Genomic DNA, 15,200 nt, shown 5'->3' on the forward strand with positions numbered 1-15,200 from the left:
GCGACTGCGGGCTCTTCACTCAGCGCTTCTTCCCCGCCCCCTTCAGGAAGAAGTCACGAAAGGGTTCCAACAGCGCGATGAGCGGGCCGGGTGAGTCCGTGTACCGGTCATGGACGATGGCGGAGCGGAGCATGCCGAGCAGCAGTGCCGGATAGAGCGCCGCGAACTCGGGCTTGAGCACGCCCTCGGCCACGCCGCGCCGCACGAGCCGCTCCGCGCAGGCGTGGATGTCGTCGAATCCCGAGCCGCTCGTCTTCTCCGTCGTGTGGCGAAGGGCGGTGACCTCGCCCTGGACGAGGAGGGAGAAGAAGCGCCGGTGCTGCTCCAGGAAGGTGAGCGTCGCGTGCAGGAAGGCATCGAACTCCTCGTGCCAGGGCTTGCTCCGGGCCGCCTCGCTCACCTCGTCCAACATCTTCACGAGCTCCGCGCGGCGGCGGGCCATGAGCGCGGCGAGCAGTTCCTCGCGGTCCTCGAAGTAGTTGTAGAGCGTGCCCACGGCCACGCCCGCCCGCTTCGAGATGTCCTCGATCCGCGTGCCGCCCACTCCCTGCTCGGCGAAGAGCTGCTCCGCCGCCTCGAGGAGGGTTTGTTCCGTCTCCTCGCGCAGGCGTTCCCGGAGTGTCTTCGTGCCTGGCTCTGGGGGTGAGCGTTTCCTCATTCGATGAAGATATCTTCATCGAAGGGCCGGAACAAGCAGGCACGCAACGCCCGAGGCGGAGTGAGGGACGGGCGGCCACGGCTCTGTTGACAGCCCATCATCCGGGCCGTGGGGCGGGCGCCTCGCCTGTTGCGGCGGAGGGGGATGGTTAGAGTGCGGCGCTCCACCGGGAGGAGCGCCTGACGGCTCCGGGTGGGGACGAGAGGAATTCCATGGCCCTGCAAAATGACTACAAGGACGTGCTCGACGTCGCGAAGAACGTGGGAGCGAAGGTCGAGTCTCGCGAGGAGAACGGCAAGCTCATCATCCAGGGGACGGTGGAGTACGCCTGGGATCGGGATCGCATGTGGGATCAGATCAAGGCGAAGCACGCCAACTGGCAGAACGAGATCGTGGTGATGCTGAACGTGACCCACGCGGAGCCCTACGGTGTGTACACCGTGAAGTCCGGGGACACGCTGAGCAAGCTCGCCAAGGACATTTATGGCGATGCGAAGCTCTACCCGCGCATCTTCGAGATCAACAAGGACCAGCTCAAGAACCCGGATCAGATCAAGGTCGGCCAGGTGTTGAAGCTGCCGCCCAAGTCGATCGCCACCTCCTGATGCGGAGGGCAGGGGACTTCAGTGGCCCCTGGTTCTGAAGTGCTCGGGCGGCAGCGGTGCCGTGCTGCCCTTTTCTAATGCCTCCGTAGCCCATCCTTGTAGGCTACGGCCGTCTCAATGAACACGCGCGAACTCCTCATCAAGGCCACGGACTTCCTCGCGGGGATGGGGATCACCCCTCAATCCCAGGAGCAGCAGGAGTTCCTGGACGTCATCTTCGACGCCCTTCTCTTCATCGAATCCACGGGTCAGACATACGTCTTCGAGGACTATCGCAAACACCTCGTGTCCGATGATCCTCCGCGCGTGATCGCGTCCTTCAACACGCGCGAGGAAGCGGACTCATGGCTGAGTGAACTCCCGGACCCGCCTTCTTCTGCTTACGTCCTGGTGGCGGACCAGTATCATCATCTCATCTACATCCGAGAGAAGAACCACCGCCGCCTCTTTCCTCATCCTGTCTTTGAATATTATCTCGGCACGCGAATGCGCGAGGGGCTCCCCCCGCCCGTAGCCTCCTTCGCGACGAGGGGAGAGGCAGAGGCGTGGCTCCAGGGCCAATCCGAGCCGCCCAGACAGGCAGTCATCCAGATTTCAGGCGAACCCTACCTCGCCGTGTATCACCCCAATATCAATCATCGCTCGATATACCCTTTCTCCATGGCCGCCCGAGTGGAGGTGCCTGAAGAATAGGACCTGGAGTCCGCTGGAGAGCCCTTCAACCCAGCTACTCGTTGTGGGCCAGGGGCTGACTGTCAGTCGAGGAGGGTTTTCAGCTTCGCCTGGGCCTCGGCGGGGAGGCGGTGGCCGACGAGCGACAGCCCCCGCCGGGACAGGGGCCGGTAGACCGCGGCCGCGTCCGGTGGCAGCGCCGCGAGGTGCGCCGCCACCACCGCCGCGTCTCCCCGGGCGATGGGGCCCGTGTAGCCCGCCGCGAGGCCCCGTGCCTCCACACCCCGCAGTGCCGAGCGCGTGAGGGGCAACAGCGCCGCGAGCGCCTCCTCCTCGGAAATGCCCGCCACGCGCAGTGCCTCCACGGCCGCGGACAGGGCCGCCACCACGCCCCCGGCGCTCAGCACCGCCCCGGCATGGTAGGCGGCCCGCTGCCGCTCCTTCACCCGCAGCGCATGCAGTCCCACGTCCTTCGCCATCCGCTCCAACACCTCGCGCAGCCAGCGCGAGCGGGTGCTCAGGGCCACCGAGTTGCCCGCCAGCGAGTCGCGCGCGTCCGACACCGCGACGAGCGGGTGGAAGGAGCCCAACACCCGTCCCCGGGGAGCACCGAGCGCCTCCAGTGACAGCGCGCCCGCGCAGTGCACCAGGGCCGCGCCCCGCGCGAGCCGGGGCTTCCACTCCTCGGCCACCGGCGACACCGCCTTGTCCGGCACGCACAACAGGCACACGCGGGCACTCGCGATCTCCTTCTCCGTCGCGAGCCCCAGCCCCCAGTCGCGCACGCGCCGCCGCACCTCCTCGGAGCGCGCCCACACGCGCACGGGCCAGCGCTTCGCGGAGAGCGCCAGCGCGAGCGCGCCGCCCAGCCGGCCCGCGCCCACCACCACCACCTTCGGGCGACCCGGACGCGCGGCGCTCACGGGCTCAACGCTCCTCGCGCTGGAACTGCAACTCCCCGGACTGCACGCTCACCTTCACCCGATCGCCCGTCATGAACTCGCCCGCGAGGATGCGCTCGGCGAGCGGCGCTTCCACCAGCCGTTGCACCACCTGGCGCATCGGCCGGGCGCCCAGCTTCGGATCGAACCCGCCCGACTTCATGAGCAGCTCCACCACGTCCGGCCCCGCCACGTACTCGATGCTCTTCTCCGTGGCGAGCCGCTTGCGGCTCTCGTCCAGGAGCAGGGTGGCGATGCGCGCCACGTCCGCCTCGCCCAGGGGGCGGAAGGGCAGCCGCTCATCGATGCGGTTCCACAGCTCCGGCGGCATCGCCTGGCGCGCGGCGTTGCTCGCCGCATCCATATCGCCCGCGGGCGTGTTGCTCTTGGCCAGCGGATTGCCGAAGCCGAGCAGCCGGCTCTTGCTGTGGAAGGCCTCCGCGCCCAGGTTCGTCGTGAGGACGATGACGGTGTTGGAGAAGTCGATGTGCCGCCCCTTGCCGTCCGTCAGCCGGCCCTCCTCCAGCACCTGGAGCAGCAGGAGCTGCACCTCGCGGTGGGCCTTCTCGATCTCGTCCAGCACCACCACGCAGGAAGGGCGGCGGCGCACGGGCTCGGTGAGCTGCCCACCGTCCCCATAGCCCACGTAGCCCGCGGGCGAGCCGATGAGGCGCGAGACGCCGTGGCTCTCGGACATCTCGCTCATGTCCAGGCGCACCAGCAGCTCCTTGCTGCCGAAGAGCACCTCGGCCAGCGCGCGCGCCATCTCCGTCTTGCCCACGCCCGTGGGGCCCAGGAAGAGGAAGGAGCCCATGGGCCGGCGCGAGGCGAAGCCCGCGTAGTTGCGGCGGATGACGCGCGAGATGCGGGAGATGGCGTCCTCGTGGCCGATGACGCGCTCGCCCAGGTCCGCCTCCAGCCGCAACAGCCGCGCCGAGTCCGTCATCAGCAGGCGCTCCTCGGGGATGCCCGCGATCTTCGCCACCACGCGCGCCACGTCCCCCGCCTCCACCAGCTCCTTGCCCTCGCGCTTGCACCGCGAGCCGGCCAGGTCCACCACGGAGATGGCCTTGTCCGGCATGAACCTGTCCGTCACGTAGCGCGACGCCAGCGACGCGGCGGCCACCAGCGCCTCGGGCTCGTAGCGCAGGCCGTGGTGGTCCTCGTAGCGGCCGATGATGCCCTGGAGGATCTCCACTGTCTCCGGCACCGACGGCTCGTGCACCACCACGGGGGTGAAGCGCCGCTCGAGCGCCGGATCCTGCGAGATGAACTTGCGGTACTCGTCGTGGGTGGTGGCGCCGATGCAGGGAAACTCCCCGCGCGCCATGGCCGTCTTCAGCTCGTTGGCGGCGTCCTGGGGACCCTCGCCCGTGGAGCCCGCGCCCACCAGCGTGTGGATTTCGTCGATGAACACCACCACGCGGCCGTCCGCCCGCCGCACCTCCTCCTTGAGGGCGTTGAGCTTCTCGGAGAAGGCGCCGCGCAGCTGGGTGCCCGCCACCAGCGTGGCCATGTCCAGCTCGATGAGAATCTTCTCCGCGAGGCTGCCGCGCAGCTCCAGGAGGCGCTGCGCCACGCCCTCCACCACCGCCGTCTTGCCCACGCCCGCCTCGCCCAGCAGGCACGGGTTGTTGGTGCGCCGCTTGCCGAGCACGTCGATGACTTCCTCGATCTCCTTGGCGCGGCCCACCACCGGGTCCAGCTTCCCCTCCTGGGCGAGCCGGCTCAGGTTGCGGCCCTGCGAGGTGAGCACCGGGAAGCGCTTCTCGTCGAGCACCAGGGGCGCGGCGGAGCGGGCTGGCGCCGCTGGACGGGCCGTGGGGGGCGGCGTGGGCGAGGGGCGGGGGGCCGCCGGAGGAGTGACGGGAGCGGCCACGGGGGCGGGCGTCGTCGAGGGCGTGGCCGCCGGGGGAGCCGCCGTCGCGGGCGGGGGCGTCACGGGGGCGGGCGCCGCCGGAGGGGGAACGGGCGCGGGCGTGCGCGAGGGCGCGCGGGCCGCGGGCGGCGCGGGGTGTGCCACGTCCTCGTGCACCTCGTCGATGAGGTCGCGCGGGGAGAGCGCGGGCCGGGAGGGCGCGCGCAAGGAGGGCAGGGGGCGCGACACGCTCGGGGCGAGGATGGAGGCGGGCGGGGCCGAGGGAGGCGAGCCCGGCGGCCGGGTGGGCCGGGGCATGGTCAGCGGCGTGTTCGTACGGCCCGGCTGGTAGCGCCGGGGCGTGCTTCCGCTGACGCAGTAGGAGAGCGCCGTGTTGGCCAGGTTCATCAACGGCGAGCACGTCTTGGCCAGCAGATCCCGCGCGGTGCAGGGCACGCGCGTGAACGCCACCAGCAGGTGCAGGCAGTCCGCCTCGCGCGAGCCGATGCTCTGGGCGATCTCCCGCGCCCGCATGCACAGGGTGCGCACCAGACCTTCCTGCTCCGCGTCGTGCGCCGGCAGTTGCTCCAGGAGGTTGTCCTCGTTGACCCCTTTTTCCCGAAGGAGCAACTGGGCCCGGTTCTCCACCGTGAAGAGAGCCAGCAGCACGTGCGCCGAGGTGAGCTTGTGCTCAACGCTCTGGGCGATGTCCGAGGCTTCGTGGAGTACCTGAGCGAAATCCGAGCTGTCGACCATTCAGACTCCAGAAGGCGAGCAGGCGAGCACATACACCCTTCGGATCCGCGCGGCAAAATTTCCGTAACAGGTCGCTACACCTTGACTCCGCCCTGGGTGAAGATGTCCGGGAAGGAGTGGGCCGCCAGCCTGTTGGGGGTGACAGGGGACAAGCGCATTTGCAATGAAGTGCGTCCTCTCGCGTACAGTCTCGCGCCGCCTCCGATCTCCTTCTCCTTGACTATGATCTCACTTGCTCAACCTGCCCGGGTGCTTCTCGATCCGCTCGACGCGACGCGCGCCGCGGTCGAGGCCCATCGCTGGGTGTGGCCCCTGCTGCTGCTCGTGCTGTGCGTGTCCGCCTCGGGCACGGCGTTCGCCTTGCGCTGGGACGCGAGCGCCTCGGTGGTGCAGCAGTTGCAGATGACGGGCCAGCTCGAGCGGATGACGGAGAGCGAGCTGTCCGAGGAGATCCAGAGCGCTCCCCGCAAGGCGCTGATCATGGCGCTGCTCAAGGGGGTGCTCCTCATGCCGCTGCAGACACTGGTGCTGGCGGCGCTGCTGTGGGTGTGCGCGTGGCTGTTCGACCGGAGCGCTCCCTTCGGCCGGTTGCTGTCGGCGGCGTCGCTGGCGATGCTGCCCATCGCGCTCTATCACCTCGTCTTCACGATCTGCGCGTTCGCCCAGCCCTCCCTGTCCGAGGCGCGGGTGCAGGATCTGGTGCCCTCGAGCCTGGCCGTGTTGCAGGGCCTGTCGCCCAAGCTGGAGCGGGTGATGCGCGCGGTGGACTTCTTCAACCTGTGGAGCGTGGTGCTGCTCGGGCTGGGCTTCTCCGCGGCCACGGGCATGAGCCGGGCCCGGTCGGTGGCGCTCGGGTGCGTCCTCTATATGATGTTCATCGGCGTCGTCGTCGTGGGCCTGCCCGGCATCGCGGCGGCCAAGGCGGGAGGTGCGGCATGAACGCGTTCCTGCTCGCGGCGGTGCTCACCGCCGCCCCCACGCCCATCCAGCTCGAGGAGGCGCGGGTCCGTAGCCGGGAGAACACCCAGTCGCTCTCGGCCCTGCTCCAGGTGGCCTCCGCCGAGCAGGATGTGCGCATCGCGCGCTCCTCGCTGCTGCCCCAGGTGGGCTTCCAGGTGGGGGCCACGGGCGTGTACTCGGGCCCCTCGCGCAGCTACAACGTCGTGCCCACGGGGGATGGCTCCTACGTGAACATCCCGGTGCCCGTGCCGGAGTCGTCCTTCGTGGACTTCGGCCTGAGCGTGTCCATCCGCCAGGTCCTCTATGACCGGTCCATCTGGGCGCGACTGGAGCAGAGCGGCGCCCAGCTCGAGTCGCAGCGGGGCCAGGCCCTGGAGGATCGCGACGCCAGCGAGCAGGAGGGCATCCAGCGCTTCTTCCTGCTCTACCGCACCCAGGCCACCATCCAGGTGCTCCAGGCCAACGTGAAGCGCAGCGAGGAGCAGCTCGAGCGCGCCCGGGCGCTGTTCGTGGCGGGCCGGGTGGGCAAGGCCGAGGAGCTGTCCGCGCAGGTGAACCTGGGCAATGACCGCATCGCCGTGGTGGCGCGGCAGTCCCAGCTCGTGGACAACCAGGTGCAGCTCGCCACGTGGCTGGCGCTGCCGGGCGCCGAGGCGGTGGCGGCGGTGGAGCCGGAGCTGCTGCGTCAGACGCCCGAGCCCGTCATGTCCCTGCCTCAAGCGCTCGAGGAGGCGCGGACCCGTCGGCCGCTGTTGGTGGCGCTGCGCGAGCGGCTGCGCGCCGCGGAGTTGCAGGAGCGCATTGCCCACTCGGGTTTCCTGCCGCGGCTGTCGCTCTCCGTGGATTTGCAGCGCGGGGGGCCGGACGCGGACATCGTCTTCCTCCAGCCGCGGCTGCAGAACTCGGTGCGCGGGGGCATCGCGCTGTCGTGGGATCTCTTCAATGGCTGGGCCACGACGGCTCAGCAGAGCCAGGCCCGCGCCCAGAGCCGGGTGGCCGAGCTGAACCTGCGGCAGGCGGAGCGGGATCTGGAAGGGCAGGTGCGTCAGGCGCATGCCTCGGTGGAGGCGCAGCTGGTCGCCACGGAGCTGGCCGAGGCCAACCGCAAGGCGGCCGCCGAGGCCCTGGCGCTCGCCAGCGAGCGCTTCAACGCGGGGGTCAGCTCGACGCTCGAGGTGCGCGACGCGCAGCTCAAGCTCACGCAGGCGGAGCTGACCCTGCTCGAGAACAGGATTGATGTGGAGGTCGCCCGTTTCGCGCTGATGCGCGCCATGGGAACGCTGAATCCGGGAGAAGCGAAATGAAGTGGTGGAAGGCGGTCATCGCGGGCGGTTTGTTCCTCGGGGCGGCGGCCATCACCGTGGGAGGGCTGAAGGACCGGCCTCCTCCCTCGGTGGAGGCCCAGTTGACGAAGGCCCGCAAGGGCGGAATCACCCGCACCATCACCGGCGCCGGCAAGGTCCAGGCGGCGACCACGGTGAAGATCTCCTCCAACCTCTCCGGAGATCTGGTGGAGCTGAAGGTGAGGGAAGGCGAGCGGGTGACCAAGGGTCAGGTGCTCGGCCGCATCGATCCGCGCCGGTACGCGGCCGGGGTGAAGCAGGCCCAGGCGGCGCAGGCCGCGGCGCGCTCGGACGCGCAGGTCGTCCAGGTGGAGGTGGATCGCACCAACGCGGATCTCGCGCGCGTGGAGGCGCTGGCGAACAAGCAGCTCGCCTCGGCGGCCGAGCTGGAGCAGGCCAAGTCCACGCGGGACGCGGCCGTGGTGCGGCTGGCGGCGGCGCAGCAGCGCCTGTCCCAGGCCAGCGCCGCGTACGAGGAGCAGGCCAACAACCTCTCCCAGACGACGCTCCTGTCGCCCATCGACGGCAATGTCATCGAGCTGTCGCGCGAGGTGGGTGAGCGCGTGCGTGGCTCGGACCTGTCCGAGGACGTGGTGATGACCATCGCCGCGCTCAACGTGATGGAGGTGAAGTTCGAGGTGGGCGAGCACGAGGTGGTGCACCTCAAGCCCGGCCAGCCGGCGGAGATCACCGTGGACGCGCTCGAGGGCGAGTCCTACGAGGGCGCGGTGGTGGACATCGCCCAGAAGGCGCTCATCAAGAACCCGGGCACCGAGTCGGAGGTGACGAGCTTCCCGGTGACGGTGGCGCTGAGCACGCGGCCGCCCCGGGTGTTGCCGGGCATGAGCGCCGAGGTGCGCATCTCCGCCGAGGTGCACAACGACACGGTGCTCGTGCCCATCCAGGCGGTGACGGTGCGGCCGGAGAAGAGCCTGCCGGACTACAAGCCGCCGGTGGAGGGTGGACTGAAGGCGCCCCACCGCGCGGAGTCGCTCGCCAAGGTGGTCTTCGTGGTGGACGCGGACAACAAGGCGCAGGCGCGCCGGGTGCGCACGGGCATCGCCTCCGACACGGACCTGGAGATCCTCGAGGGCATCCAGGAGGGGGACCGGGTGGTGGAGGGCCCCTACCGCACGCTGTCCAAGGAGCTCAAGTCGGGAGACCTGGTGCGCGAGCCGATGCTGGGTGGGCCGGGTGGTGGCAAGTCGTGAGCACGCCGGCGCTGCCGGGTGACGCCCGGCTCATCGACGTCCGGGACGTGACGCGCGTCTTCCACGTGGGAGGTGAGGAGGTGCGCGCGCTGCGCGGCGTCTCCTTCGGCATCCGCCGGGGCGAGTGGGTGGCCATCATCGGCCAGTCCGGCTCGGGCAAGAGCACGCTCATGAACGTGCTGGGCTGCCTGGACACGCCCTCCAGCGGCAGCTACCTGCTCAACGGCAAGGACGTGTCGCACATGGTCGATGACGAGCTGGCCGTGGTGCGCAACGAGGAGATCGGCTTCATCTTCCAGACGTTCCAGCTCCTGCCGCGCGAGACGGCGCTCGCCAACGTGGAGCTGCCCCTGGTGTACCGGGGCCTGGGGGCGAAGGAGCGGCGCGAGCGGGCCCGGGCGGCGCTCGCCAAGGTGCACCTGGAGCACCGCATGCACCACCGGCCCAACGAGCTGTCCGGCGGTCAGCGCCAGCGCGTGGCCATCGCCCGGGCGCTCGTGGCCGAGCCCTCCATGCTGCTGGCCGACGAGCCCACGGGCAACCTGGACTCGGCCACGGGCGAGGAGATCGTCCGCCTGTTCGAGGAGCTGCACCGCGCGGGCAACACGCTGGTGCTCGTCACGCACGAGCCCAAGCTCGCGGCGCGCTGTCCGCGGGCCATCCGCATCAGCGACGGGCAGATCGTCGCGGATGGGCCCGGGCGCGAGGTGGCCCTGGGGGATGGGGCCGTGCTGCAGGCGGTGGAGGGCGTATGAGCCGGGCGGTGAGGGTGGATGTGCTCGAGGGGGCGCGCATCGCGCTCTTCTCGCTGAGCGCCAACCGCATGCGCACGGTGCTCACCACGGTGGGCATCGGCATCGGCGTGGCCACGCTGCTGGCCATTGTCGGCATCATCCAGGGGCTCAACAGCTCCTTCGACAAGCAGCTGGCCAGCATGGGCACCAACTCCCTCTACGTCTCCAAGTTCCCCTGGGTGATGACGGGGGACTGGTGGATGTACCGCAACCGCAAGAACTTCACCCTGCCGCAGCTCGAGCAGATCCGCGCGCAGTCCAGCTACATCTCCGGCATGTCCCCCGTGGTGAACCGCCTGGGCGACGTGGCCTTCAACGGCGAGCAGGTGTCCACGGTGGAGATCACCGGCGCCACGCACGAGTACCTGTCCGTCGCCGCCTACCAGCTCCTGTCCGGCCGGCCCCTCACCGAGGCGGATGACGCCGTGACGCGGCCGGTGGTCGTGATTGGCTCCAGCGTGGTGAGCTCGCTCTTCTCCGGGCTCAATCCCGTGGGCCGCACGGTGCGCATCGATGGGCACCCCTTCCAGGTGGTGGGCACGCTCGCGCCCAAGGGCAAGCTGCTGGGCAATGATCAGGACCTCAAGGTGGTCATGCCCTTCAAGACGTTCTACTCCACCTTCGGCAAGGGCCGGCCCTTCAGCATCGCCATCTCCATCGAGCGCCCCGAGGACATGAAGAAGGCGGAGGATCAGCTCGTGGGCATCTTGCGGCGCGTGCGCGCCACGCCCCCGGGTGCCCCGGACGACTTCTCCATCAACAAGCCGGAGATGATGGCCAAGACGTACGAGCAGCTCACCGGCGCGCTCTTTGGCGTGGCGGTGGGGGTGGGCTTCATCACCCTCTTGGTGGGCGGCATCGGCATCATGAACATCATGCTCGTGTCGGTGCGCGAGCGGACGCGGGAGATCGGCATCCGCCGCGCGCTCGGGGCACGCAAGCGCACCATCGTGTTGCAGTTCCTCATGGAGGCCTCGGCCGTGTCCGCGCTCGGGGGCCTGACGGGCACGATCGTGGGCCTGGGCACGGCGAAGATCCTCTCGCTGCTCACCCCCCTGGCCGCGGACGTGCAGTGGATCACCGTGGTGGGCGGCGTGGCGTTCGCCGCGCTGGTGGGCCTGCTGTTCGGCATCTGGCCGGCGGCGCGCGCGGCCAACCTGGATCCCGTGGAAGCGCTCCGCTACGAATGAGTCTCCCCATGCTCCGACGCTTCCGCGCCTCCTGGCTCGCGGCCACCGACAACTTGCGGCTCGCCGTGGGCACCTTCCTGGGCAACCCCCTGCGCTCGTTGCTCACGCTCCTGGGCATCGTCATCGGGGTCATGACGGTCATCACCATGATGGCGCTCATCGAGGGGCTGCGCCTCAAGGTGAACAAGGACCTGTCCCAGCTGGGCGCCAACACCTTCCAGGTGAGCAAGTGGCCGGTGGGCTTCGGCCGGGTGAACTGGCGCAAGTACGCCATGCGCAAGAACATGACGCTCGAGGACGTGCGCGCCATCCTCGAGACGTGTCCCTCGGTGCTCCAGGTGTCCGCGTCGGACAGCGAGGGGGCCCAGAAGCTGTCCACCGCGAACATGGAGACGCGGCCCTCGGTGGACGTCACCGGCGCCACCCCCGAGTACCTGGAGACGAGCGGCATCAGCATCGCCTCGGGGCGCTTCTTCGGCCCGGTGGACGAGGTGGATGGGCGTCAGGTGGTGGTGCTGGGCATGGACGTGGTGGACGCGCTCTACCCGGGCATGAATCCCATCGGCCAGCAGCTGCGCATCAAGGGCCGGCCCTTCACCGTGGTGGGCGTCACCCAGCGGCGCGGCAGCTTCCTGGGCATGGTGAGCATGGACAACGAGGTCTTCGTGCCCCTGCGCGTCTACAAGCTGCTCTATGGCGCGGGCGGCTCGCTGCAGCTCTCGGTGCAGGCCACCACGCCGGAGTTGCTGTCCAAGGCCCAGGAAGAGGTGACCAACCTCATGCGCCGCCGGCGCGAGGTGGCCCCGCTGGAGCCCAACGACTTCGAGATCCACACCAACGAGTCGATGACCCAGACCTTCAACAGCCTCTCCCAGGTCATCACCATCGCCAGCTTCGGCGTGTGCCTCTTGTCGCTCGTGGTGGGCGGCATCGGCATCCTCAACATCATGCTGGTGTCGGTGACGGAGCGGACCAAGGAGATCGGCATCCGCAAGGCGCTGGGCGCACGCAAGGCGCGCATCCTCGGCCAGTTCGCCACCGAGGCGGTGATGATGGCGCTGCTGGGCGGCGCCATCGGCGTGGGGTTGGGCTTCGGGCTGGCCTTCCTCGTGCGCTGGGTGCTGGGCTTCAACACCGTGGTGCCCGCCTGGGCCGTCTTCCTCTCGCTGGGGATGAGCTCCGGCGTGGGGCTCATCTTCGGCATCTACCCCGCGGCTCGCGCCGCGAGGTTGGATCCCGTCGAGGCCATGCGCAGCGAGTAGCACCGGGCCGCTACGGCGCGGCCGCCACGCCCACCGGGCAGCTCACACCCGTGCCGCCCAGGCCGCAGTACCCGTTCGGGTTCTTCGCCAGGTACTGCTGGTGGTAGTCCTCGGCGTAGTAGTACTCGGGCGCCTGGCGCACTTCCGTGGTGATGGGCCCGTAGCCCGCCTGGCCGAGCACCTTCTGGTACGCCTCGCGCGAGGCCTCCACCTGCCGGTGCTGCTCCTCGGTGGTCCAGTAGATGGCCGAGCGGTACTGGGTGCCCGTGTCGTTGCCCTGGCGCATGCCCTGGGTGGGATCGTGGCTCTCCCAGAAGACCTTCAGGAGCGCCTCGAAGGAGAGCTTGCGGGGATCGAACACCACGCGGACCACTTCGGTGTGGCCGGTGCGACCCGAGCACACCTCCTCATAGGTGGGGTTGGGCGTCAGGCCTCCGGCGTAGCCCACGGACGTGGAGTAGACGCCCGGGGTCTGCCAGAACTTGCGCTCGGCTCCCCAGAAGCAGCCCAGGCCGAAGACGGCCTCCTGCATGCCCTCGGGGAGGGGCCCCTCGAGGGGGGTGCCGTTGACGTGGTGCCGGGCGGGGACCTGCATCCGGGTGGAACGGCCGGGAAGGGCCTCCGCCGGGCTGGGGAGCTTCTGCTTGTGGGGATTGAGGAGTTGCCACATGCCGCCGAGTCTAGCGCCGGGGGTGGGCTCGCGCCGCTCTTCCTGTTCTGTCGTCTCGTGGGCAGACGGGCACTTGGGGGAGCGCCGACTGGGTTACAGTGAGGATCCGATGACGGCCTCCGATTCCTCTCCCCCTGACTCCTCCGAGCCGTCCGCCGCCAGCCGTCCCCGTCTGCTCATCAACGGGGAGCTCGTGCGTCCGGAAGATCTGGGCCGAACCCTGCCCGTGACGGTCCAGCGCCGCATGAGCGTCGAGCAGGACCGCGCCGACCGGACCCCGGAGTACGTGCCCATCATCCGCAAGCGCCGTCCCCTCTGGATGCTGGTCCTCGCGGTTGGCCTCGGGGCGGCCCTGCTCCTGGCCCTGGTCCTGTGGCTCCGGTGGACGTGAGTGCGCGCTAGGGAGCGGCCTCGCAGCCACAGCCGCAGCGGTCGCTGAAGTAGTTCGGCTTGGCGGGGGGCGTGGTGTCCTCCGGATTCGGGCAGACGAACCGGATGCGAGCGCACTGCTCGGGATCCCGCGACACGTAGTACCGGTTCGCATCCTCGTAGTCGCAGCGCTTGTTCGCCTCGTCCTCCAGCGGCCGGGCCTCCGGGTCCACCGGCGGCGCCCCGGCCGTGCTGCTCCCGGCGCATCCCACCGTGCCCACCCCCAGCAACGCCGCTCCCACCGCCAGCCACCCCACCCACCTCGTACCCATGCCCATGACTCCCTCCTAATGGAGTGGGGAAGATCGGCCGCCGGGGGGCAACGGGGAAGGGGGCGGGCGGGCAGGCGAGGCCTGATCCGGGTGCTCCAGCCGTCCCGGAGGGAAGACCAGAGGTGAATTTTCCTCCGAAGGGGCTTCGGGGTAGAGGGGACTCCCCCATGAGCAGCCGGACCATGAAGGTGAAGCAGCAGGGCCCCCCGTCGGGCCGGACGAAGACGAGCAAGACGTCCCCCGGGAACAAGACTCCCAAGCCCTCCAAGTCCTCCAAGGCGTCTTCTTCCGGGGGCCTGAAGTGGCCGGGCCGGATCCTGGGCGCGCTGTTCCTGGGGCTCGTGGTGTTCGTGTCCTACGAATACGCGCGCCTTCCGGACGCCGAGCCGCTGCTCAAGCAGAACCCGAAGACGACGGCCCTCATCGAGCAGCGTGCCGAGGAGGCGCGTGCCGCCAACCAGAAGCCCCGGCGCCGGCAGACCTGGGTGAGCCTGTCCAACGTGTCCAAGCACGCCATCGCCGCGGTGGTGCTCTCCGAGGACGCGAGCTTCTTCCTCCATGAAGGTGTGGACACCAAGGAGTTGGAGAACGCCCTGGACGATGCGGTCCGCCAGGGGAAGCTGGGGCGGGGGGCGTCCACCATCACCCAGCAGCTGGCCAAGAACCTGTGGCTGTCCACGGACCGCAGCCTGTTGCGCAAGGCGAAGGAGCTGGTGCTCACGCGGCGGCTGGAGAAGGCGCTGCCCAAGCGCCGCATCCTCGCGCTCTACCTGAACGTGGTGGAGTGGGGGAACGGGGTGTACGGCATCGAGGCGGGAGCCCGGGAGCACTTCGGGGTCTCCGCCGCGGAGCTCAGCCCGGCGCAGGGCGCCCTCCTCGCGTCCATGCTGCCCGCGCCCCGGCGGCGCTCGCCGGCCTCGGGCTCGCCGGCCCTCAAGAAGCGGGCCCACTGGGTCATCGAGCAGATGCAGGGGGTGAAGCGGCTGGATGCGCAGCAGGCCGCCGCCGCGCACGCGGAGATCGACGCGCTGATGGGCGGCAAGAAGGCGGACGAGGGCGGGGACGACGAGGAGACGTGAGCCCCGAGCAAAAGAATCCGCCTTGAAGTACATGTGGCCGCGCTGCTGGCGCTCTTCGTCCGCCGCGTCGCTTTCAGGAGCCAGGGATTCGCGTATGCCAGTCGTGCCTCAGACCAACAGCGTGGGGTTCCGGGAGATCCCGGGCAAGGGCCGTGGCGTGGTGGCGCTGCGTGGTTTCGCCCCGGGCGAGGCGGTGGAAGTGGTGCCGGCGATCATCATCCCCAAGAAGGACCTGCCCGTGCCCCTGAGTGGGACGGTGTTCGATCGCTACCTGCTGTACTGGAGCGACGAGCCCGGCCGGGAGTTCGCCATCGCGGGGGGGCTGCTCATGCTCTACAACCACTCGGCGCGGCCCAACGTCAAACTGAAGGACGGCCCGTACCCGAACACGTTCCTGGTGGAGGCCCTGCGGCAGATCGACCCTGGAGAAGAGCTGACGTTCGACTACAATTGCGAGCTGGGGTTCCAGCCGATCTGACCCTCCTTCCCCTCCACTCACG

General features: G+C 69.6%; 16 protein-coding genes. 11 read left to right on the top strand and 5 right to left on the bottom strand.

Annotated elements, in window-relative coordinates:
• Nucleotides 1-19 precede the first annotated feature (19 nt).
• The gene (locus F0U63_RS18440; protein WP_395847234.1) at nucleotides 20-658 is read right to left on the bottom strand and encodes a TetR/AcrR family transcriptional regulator; all 639 of its coding nucleotides are present in this window, start codon (nucleotides 656-658) and stop codon (nucleotides 20-22) included.
• A gap of 212 nt (nucleotides 659-870) precedes the next feature.
• On the opposite strand from F0U63_RS18440, the gene F0U63_RS18445 reads away from it, so the two are divergent.
• Both F0U63_RS18445 and F0U63_RS18450 read left to right on the top strand, forming a co-directional pair.
• Complete coding sequence (locus tag F0U63_RS18445) at nucleotides 871-1,263, top strand: LysM peptidoglycan-binding domain-containing protein (protein WP_002626210.1); 393 nt, start codon at nucleotides 871-873, stop codon at nucleotides 1,261-1,263.
• A 117-nt stretch (nucleotides 1,264-1,380) separates the two neighbouring features.
• The gene (locus tag F0U63_RS18450) at nucleotides 1,381-1,956 is read left to right on the top strand and encodes a head protein (RefSeq protein WP_395847235.1); all 576 of its coding nucleotides are present in this window, start codon (nucleotides 1,381-1,383) and stop codon (nucleotides 1,954-1,956) included.
• 62 nt (nucleotides 1,957-2,018) lie between these two features.
• Here F0U63_RS18450 and F0U63_RS18455 read toward each other — a convergent pair whose 3' ends face one another.
• Together F0U63_RS18455 and F0U63_RS18460 are read right to left on the bottom strand one after the other, a co-directional pair.
• Nucleotides 2,019-2,858: a DUF2520 domain-containing protein gene (locus F0U63_RS18455; RefSeq protein ID WP_395847236.1), complete on the bottom strand. Its 840-nt coding sequence runs from the start codon at nucleotides 2,856-2,858 to the stop codon at nucleotides 2,019-2,021.
• 4 nt (nucleotides 2,859-2,862) lie between these two features.
• Entirely contained in the window at nucleotides 2,863-5,490 is a 2,628-nt protein-coding gene (locus tag F0U63_RS18460) for an AAA family ATPase (RefSeq protein ID WP_395847237.1), read from the bottom strand.
• A 249-nt stretch (nucleotides 5,491-5,739) separates the two neighbouring features.
• Here F0U63_RS18460 and F0U63_RS18465 point away from each other — a divergent pair, with 249 nt between their 5' ends.
• Genes F0U63_RS18465 through F0U63_RS18490 form a run of 6 tightly spaced genes read left to right on the top strand, consistent with a single transcriptional unit; the run spans nucleotide 5,740 to nucleotide 12,250 of the window.
• Nucleotides 5,740-6,429, top strand: coding sequence for a YIP1 family protein (locus F0U63_RS18465; RefSeq protein ID WP_395847238.1), 690 nt, complete (start codon nucleotides 5,740-5,742; stop codon nucleotides 6,427-6,429).
• The gene (locus F0U63_RS18470; RefSeq protein ID WP_395847239.1) at nucleotides 6,426-7,754 is read left to right on the top strand and encodes a TolC family protein; all 1,329 of its coding nucleotides are present in this window, start codon (nucleotides 6,426-6,428) and stop codon (nucleotides 7,752-7,754) included. The genes F0U63_RS18465 and F0U63_RS18470 overlap by 4 nt, the downstream gene beginning before the upstream one ends.
• Nucleotides 7,751-9,004, top strand: coding sequence for an efflux RND transporter periplasmic adaptor subunit (locus F0U63_RS18475; protein WP_395847240.1), 1,254 nt, complete (start codon nucleotides 7,751-7,753; stop codon nucleotides 9,002-9,004). Before F0U63_RS18470 ends, F0U63_RS18475 begins: the two co-directional genes overlap by 4 nt.
• A complete protein-coding gene (locus F0U63_RS18480; protein ID WP_395847241.1) occupies nucleotides 9,001-9,759 on the top strand; it encodes an ABC transporter ATP-binding protein in 759 nt (252 codons plus the stop codon). Before F0U63_RS18475 ends, F0U63_RS18480 begins: the two co-directional genes overlap by 4 nt.
• Nucleotides 9,756-10,988: an ABC transporter permease gene (locus F0U63_RS18485; protein ID WP_395847242.1), complete on the top strand. Its 1,233-nt coding sequence runs from the start codon at nucleotides 9,756-9,758 to the stop codon at nucleotides 10,986-10,988. Before F0U63_RS18480 ends, F0U63_RS18485 begins: the two co-directional genes overlap by 4 nt.
• 8 nt (nucleotides 10,989-10,996) lie before the next feature.
• Nucleotides 10,997-12,250 carry an ABC transporter permease gene (locus F0U63_RS18490; protein WP_395847243.1) on the top strand — a complete coding sequence of 418 codons (1,254 nt, stop codon included), beginning with the start codon at nucleotides 10,997-10,999 and terminating at the stop codon, nucleotides 12,248-12,250.
• Between the two features lie 10 nt (nucleotides 12,251-12,260).
• Here F0U63_RS18490 and msrA read toward each other — a convergent pair whose 3' ends face one another.
• The gene (gene msrA, locus F0U63_RS18495) at nucleotides 12,261-12,920 is read right to left on the bottom strand and encodes a peptide-methionine (S)-S-oxide reductase MsrA (protein WP_395847244.1); all 660 of its coding nucleotides are present in this window, start codon (nucleotides 12,918-12,920) and stop codon (nucleotides 12,261-12,263) included.
• Nucleotides 12,921-13,029: 109 nt separating this feature from the next.
• On the opposite strand from msrA, the gene F0U63_RS18500 reads away from it, so the two are divergent.
• Nucleotides 13,030-13,311 (top strand): hypothetical protein, encoded by a 282-nt coding sequence (locus F0U63_RS18500; RefSeq protein ID WP_395847245.1) that lies wholly within the window; start codon nucleotides 13,030-13,032, stop codon nucleotides 13,309-13,311.
• Between the two features lie 7 nt (nucleotides 13,312-13,318).
• Here the strand turns inward: F0U63_RS18500 and F0U63_RS18505 are convergent, their stop codons facing one another.
• Nucleotides 13,319-13,627 carry a hypothetical protein gene (locus tag F0U63_RS18505; RefSeq protein ID WP_395847246.1) on the bottom strand — a complete coding sequence of 103 codons (309 nt, stop codon included), beginning with the start codon at nucleotides 13,625-13,627 and terminating at the stop codon, nucleotides 13,319-13,321.
• Nucleotides 13,628-13,788: 161 nt separating this feature from the next.
• Between F0U63_RS18505 and mtgA the strand changes: the two genes are divergently transcribed.
• Both mtgA and F0U63_RS18515 read left to right on the top strand, forming a co-directional pair.
• A complete protein-coding gene (mtgA, locus tag F0U63_RS18510) occupies nucleotides 13,789-14,700 on the top strand; it encodes a monofunctional biosynthetic peptidoglycan transglycosylase (protein ID WP_395847247.1) in 912 nt (303 codons plus the stop codon).
• Between the two features lie 94 nt (nucleotides 14,701-14,794).
• Nucleotides 14,795-15,178, top strand: a complete 384-nt coding sequence (locus tag F0U63_RS18515; protein WP_395847248.1) for an SET domain-containing protein — start codon at nucleotides 14,795-14,797, stop codon at nucleotides 15,176-15,178.
• Nucleotides 15,179-15,200: the final 22 nt, after the last annotated feature.

The organism is Cystobacter fuscus, from assembly GCF_044360685.1.
GTDB lineage: Bacteria > Myxococcota > Myxococcia > Myxococcales > Myxococcaceae > Cystobacter > Cystobacter fuscus_C.

Bases quoted from the DNA above. Each gene is read 5' to 3' on its own strand.
- F0U63_RS18440 (WP_395847234.1), bottom strand. From the start codon at position 658: ATGAGGAAACGCTCACCCCCAGAGCCAGGCACGAAGACACTCCGGGAA.
- F0U63_RS18445 (WP_002626210.1), top strand. From the start codon at position 871: ATGGCCCTGCAAAATGACTACAAGGACGTGCTCGACGTCGCGAAGAAC.
- F0U63_RS18450 (WP_395847235.1), top strand. From the start codon at position 1,381: ATGAACACGCGCGAACTCCTCATCAAGGCCACGGACTTCCTCGCGGGG.
- F0U63_RS18460 (WP_395847237.1), bottom strand. From the start codon at position 5,490: ATGGTCGACAGCTCGGATTTCGCTCAGGTACTCCACGAAGCCTCGGAC.
- F0U63_RS18470 (WP_395847239.1), top strand. From the start codon at position 6,426: ATGAACGCGTTCCTGCTCGCGGCGGTGCTCACCGCCGCCCCCACGCCC.
- F0U63_RS18475 (WP_395847240.1), top strand. From the start codon at position 7,751: ATGAAGTGGTGGAAGGCGGTCATCGCGGGCGGTTTGTTCCTCGGGGCG.
- F0U63_RS18485 (WP_395847242.1), top strand. From the start codon at position 9,756: ATGAGCCGGGCGGTGAGGGTGGATGTGCTCGAGGGGGCGCGCATCGCG.
- F0U63_RS18490 (WP_395847243.1), top strand. From the start codon at position 10,997: ATGCTCCGACGCTTCCGCGCCTCCTGGCTCGCGGCCACCGACAACTTG.
- msrA (WP_395847244.1), bottom strand. From the start codon at position 12,920: ATGTGGCAACTCCTCAATCCCCACAAGCAGAAGCTCCCCAGCCCGGCG.
- F0U63_RS18500 (WP_395847245.1), top strand. From the start codon at position 13,030: ATGACGGCCTCCGATTCCTCTCCCCCTGACTCCTCCGAGCCGTCCGCC.
- F0U63_RS18505 (WP_395847246.1), bottom strand. From the start codon at position 13,627: ATGGGCATGGGTACGAGGTGGGTGGGGTGGCTGGCGGTGGGAGCGGCG.
- mtgA (WP_395847247.1), top strand. From the start codon at position 13,789: ATGAGCAGCCGGACCATGAAGGTGAAGCAGCAGGGCCCCCCGTCGGGC.
- F0U63_RS18515 (WP_395847248.1), top strand. From the start codon at position 14,795: ATGCCAGTCGTGCCTCAGACCAACAGCGTGGGGTTCCGGGAGATCCCG.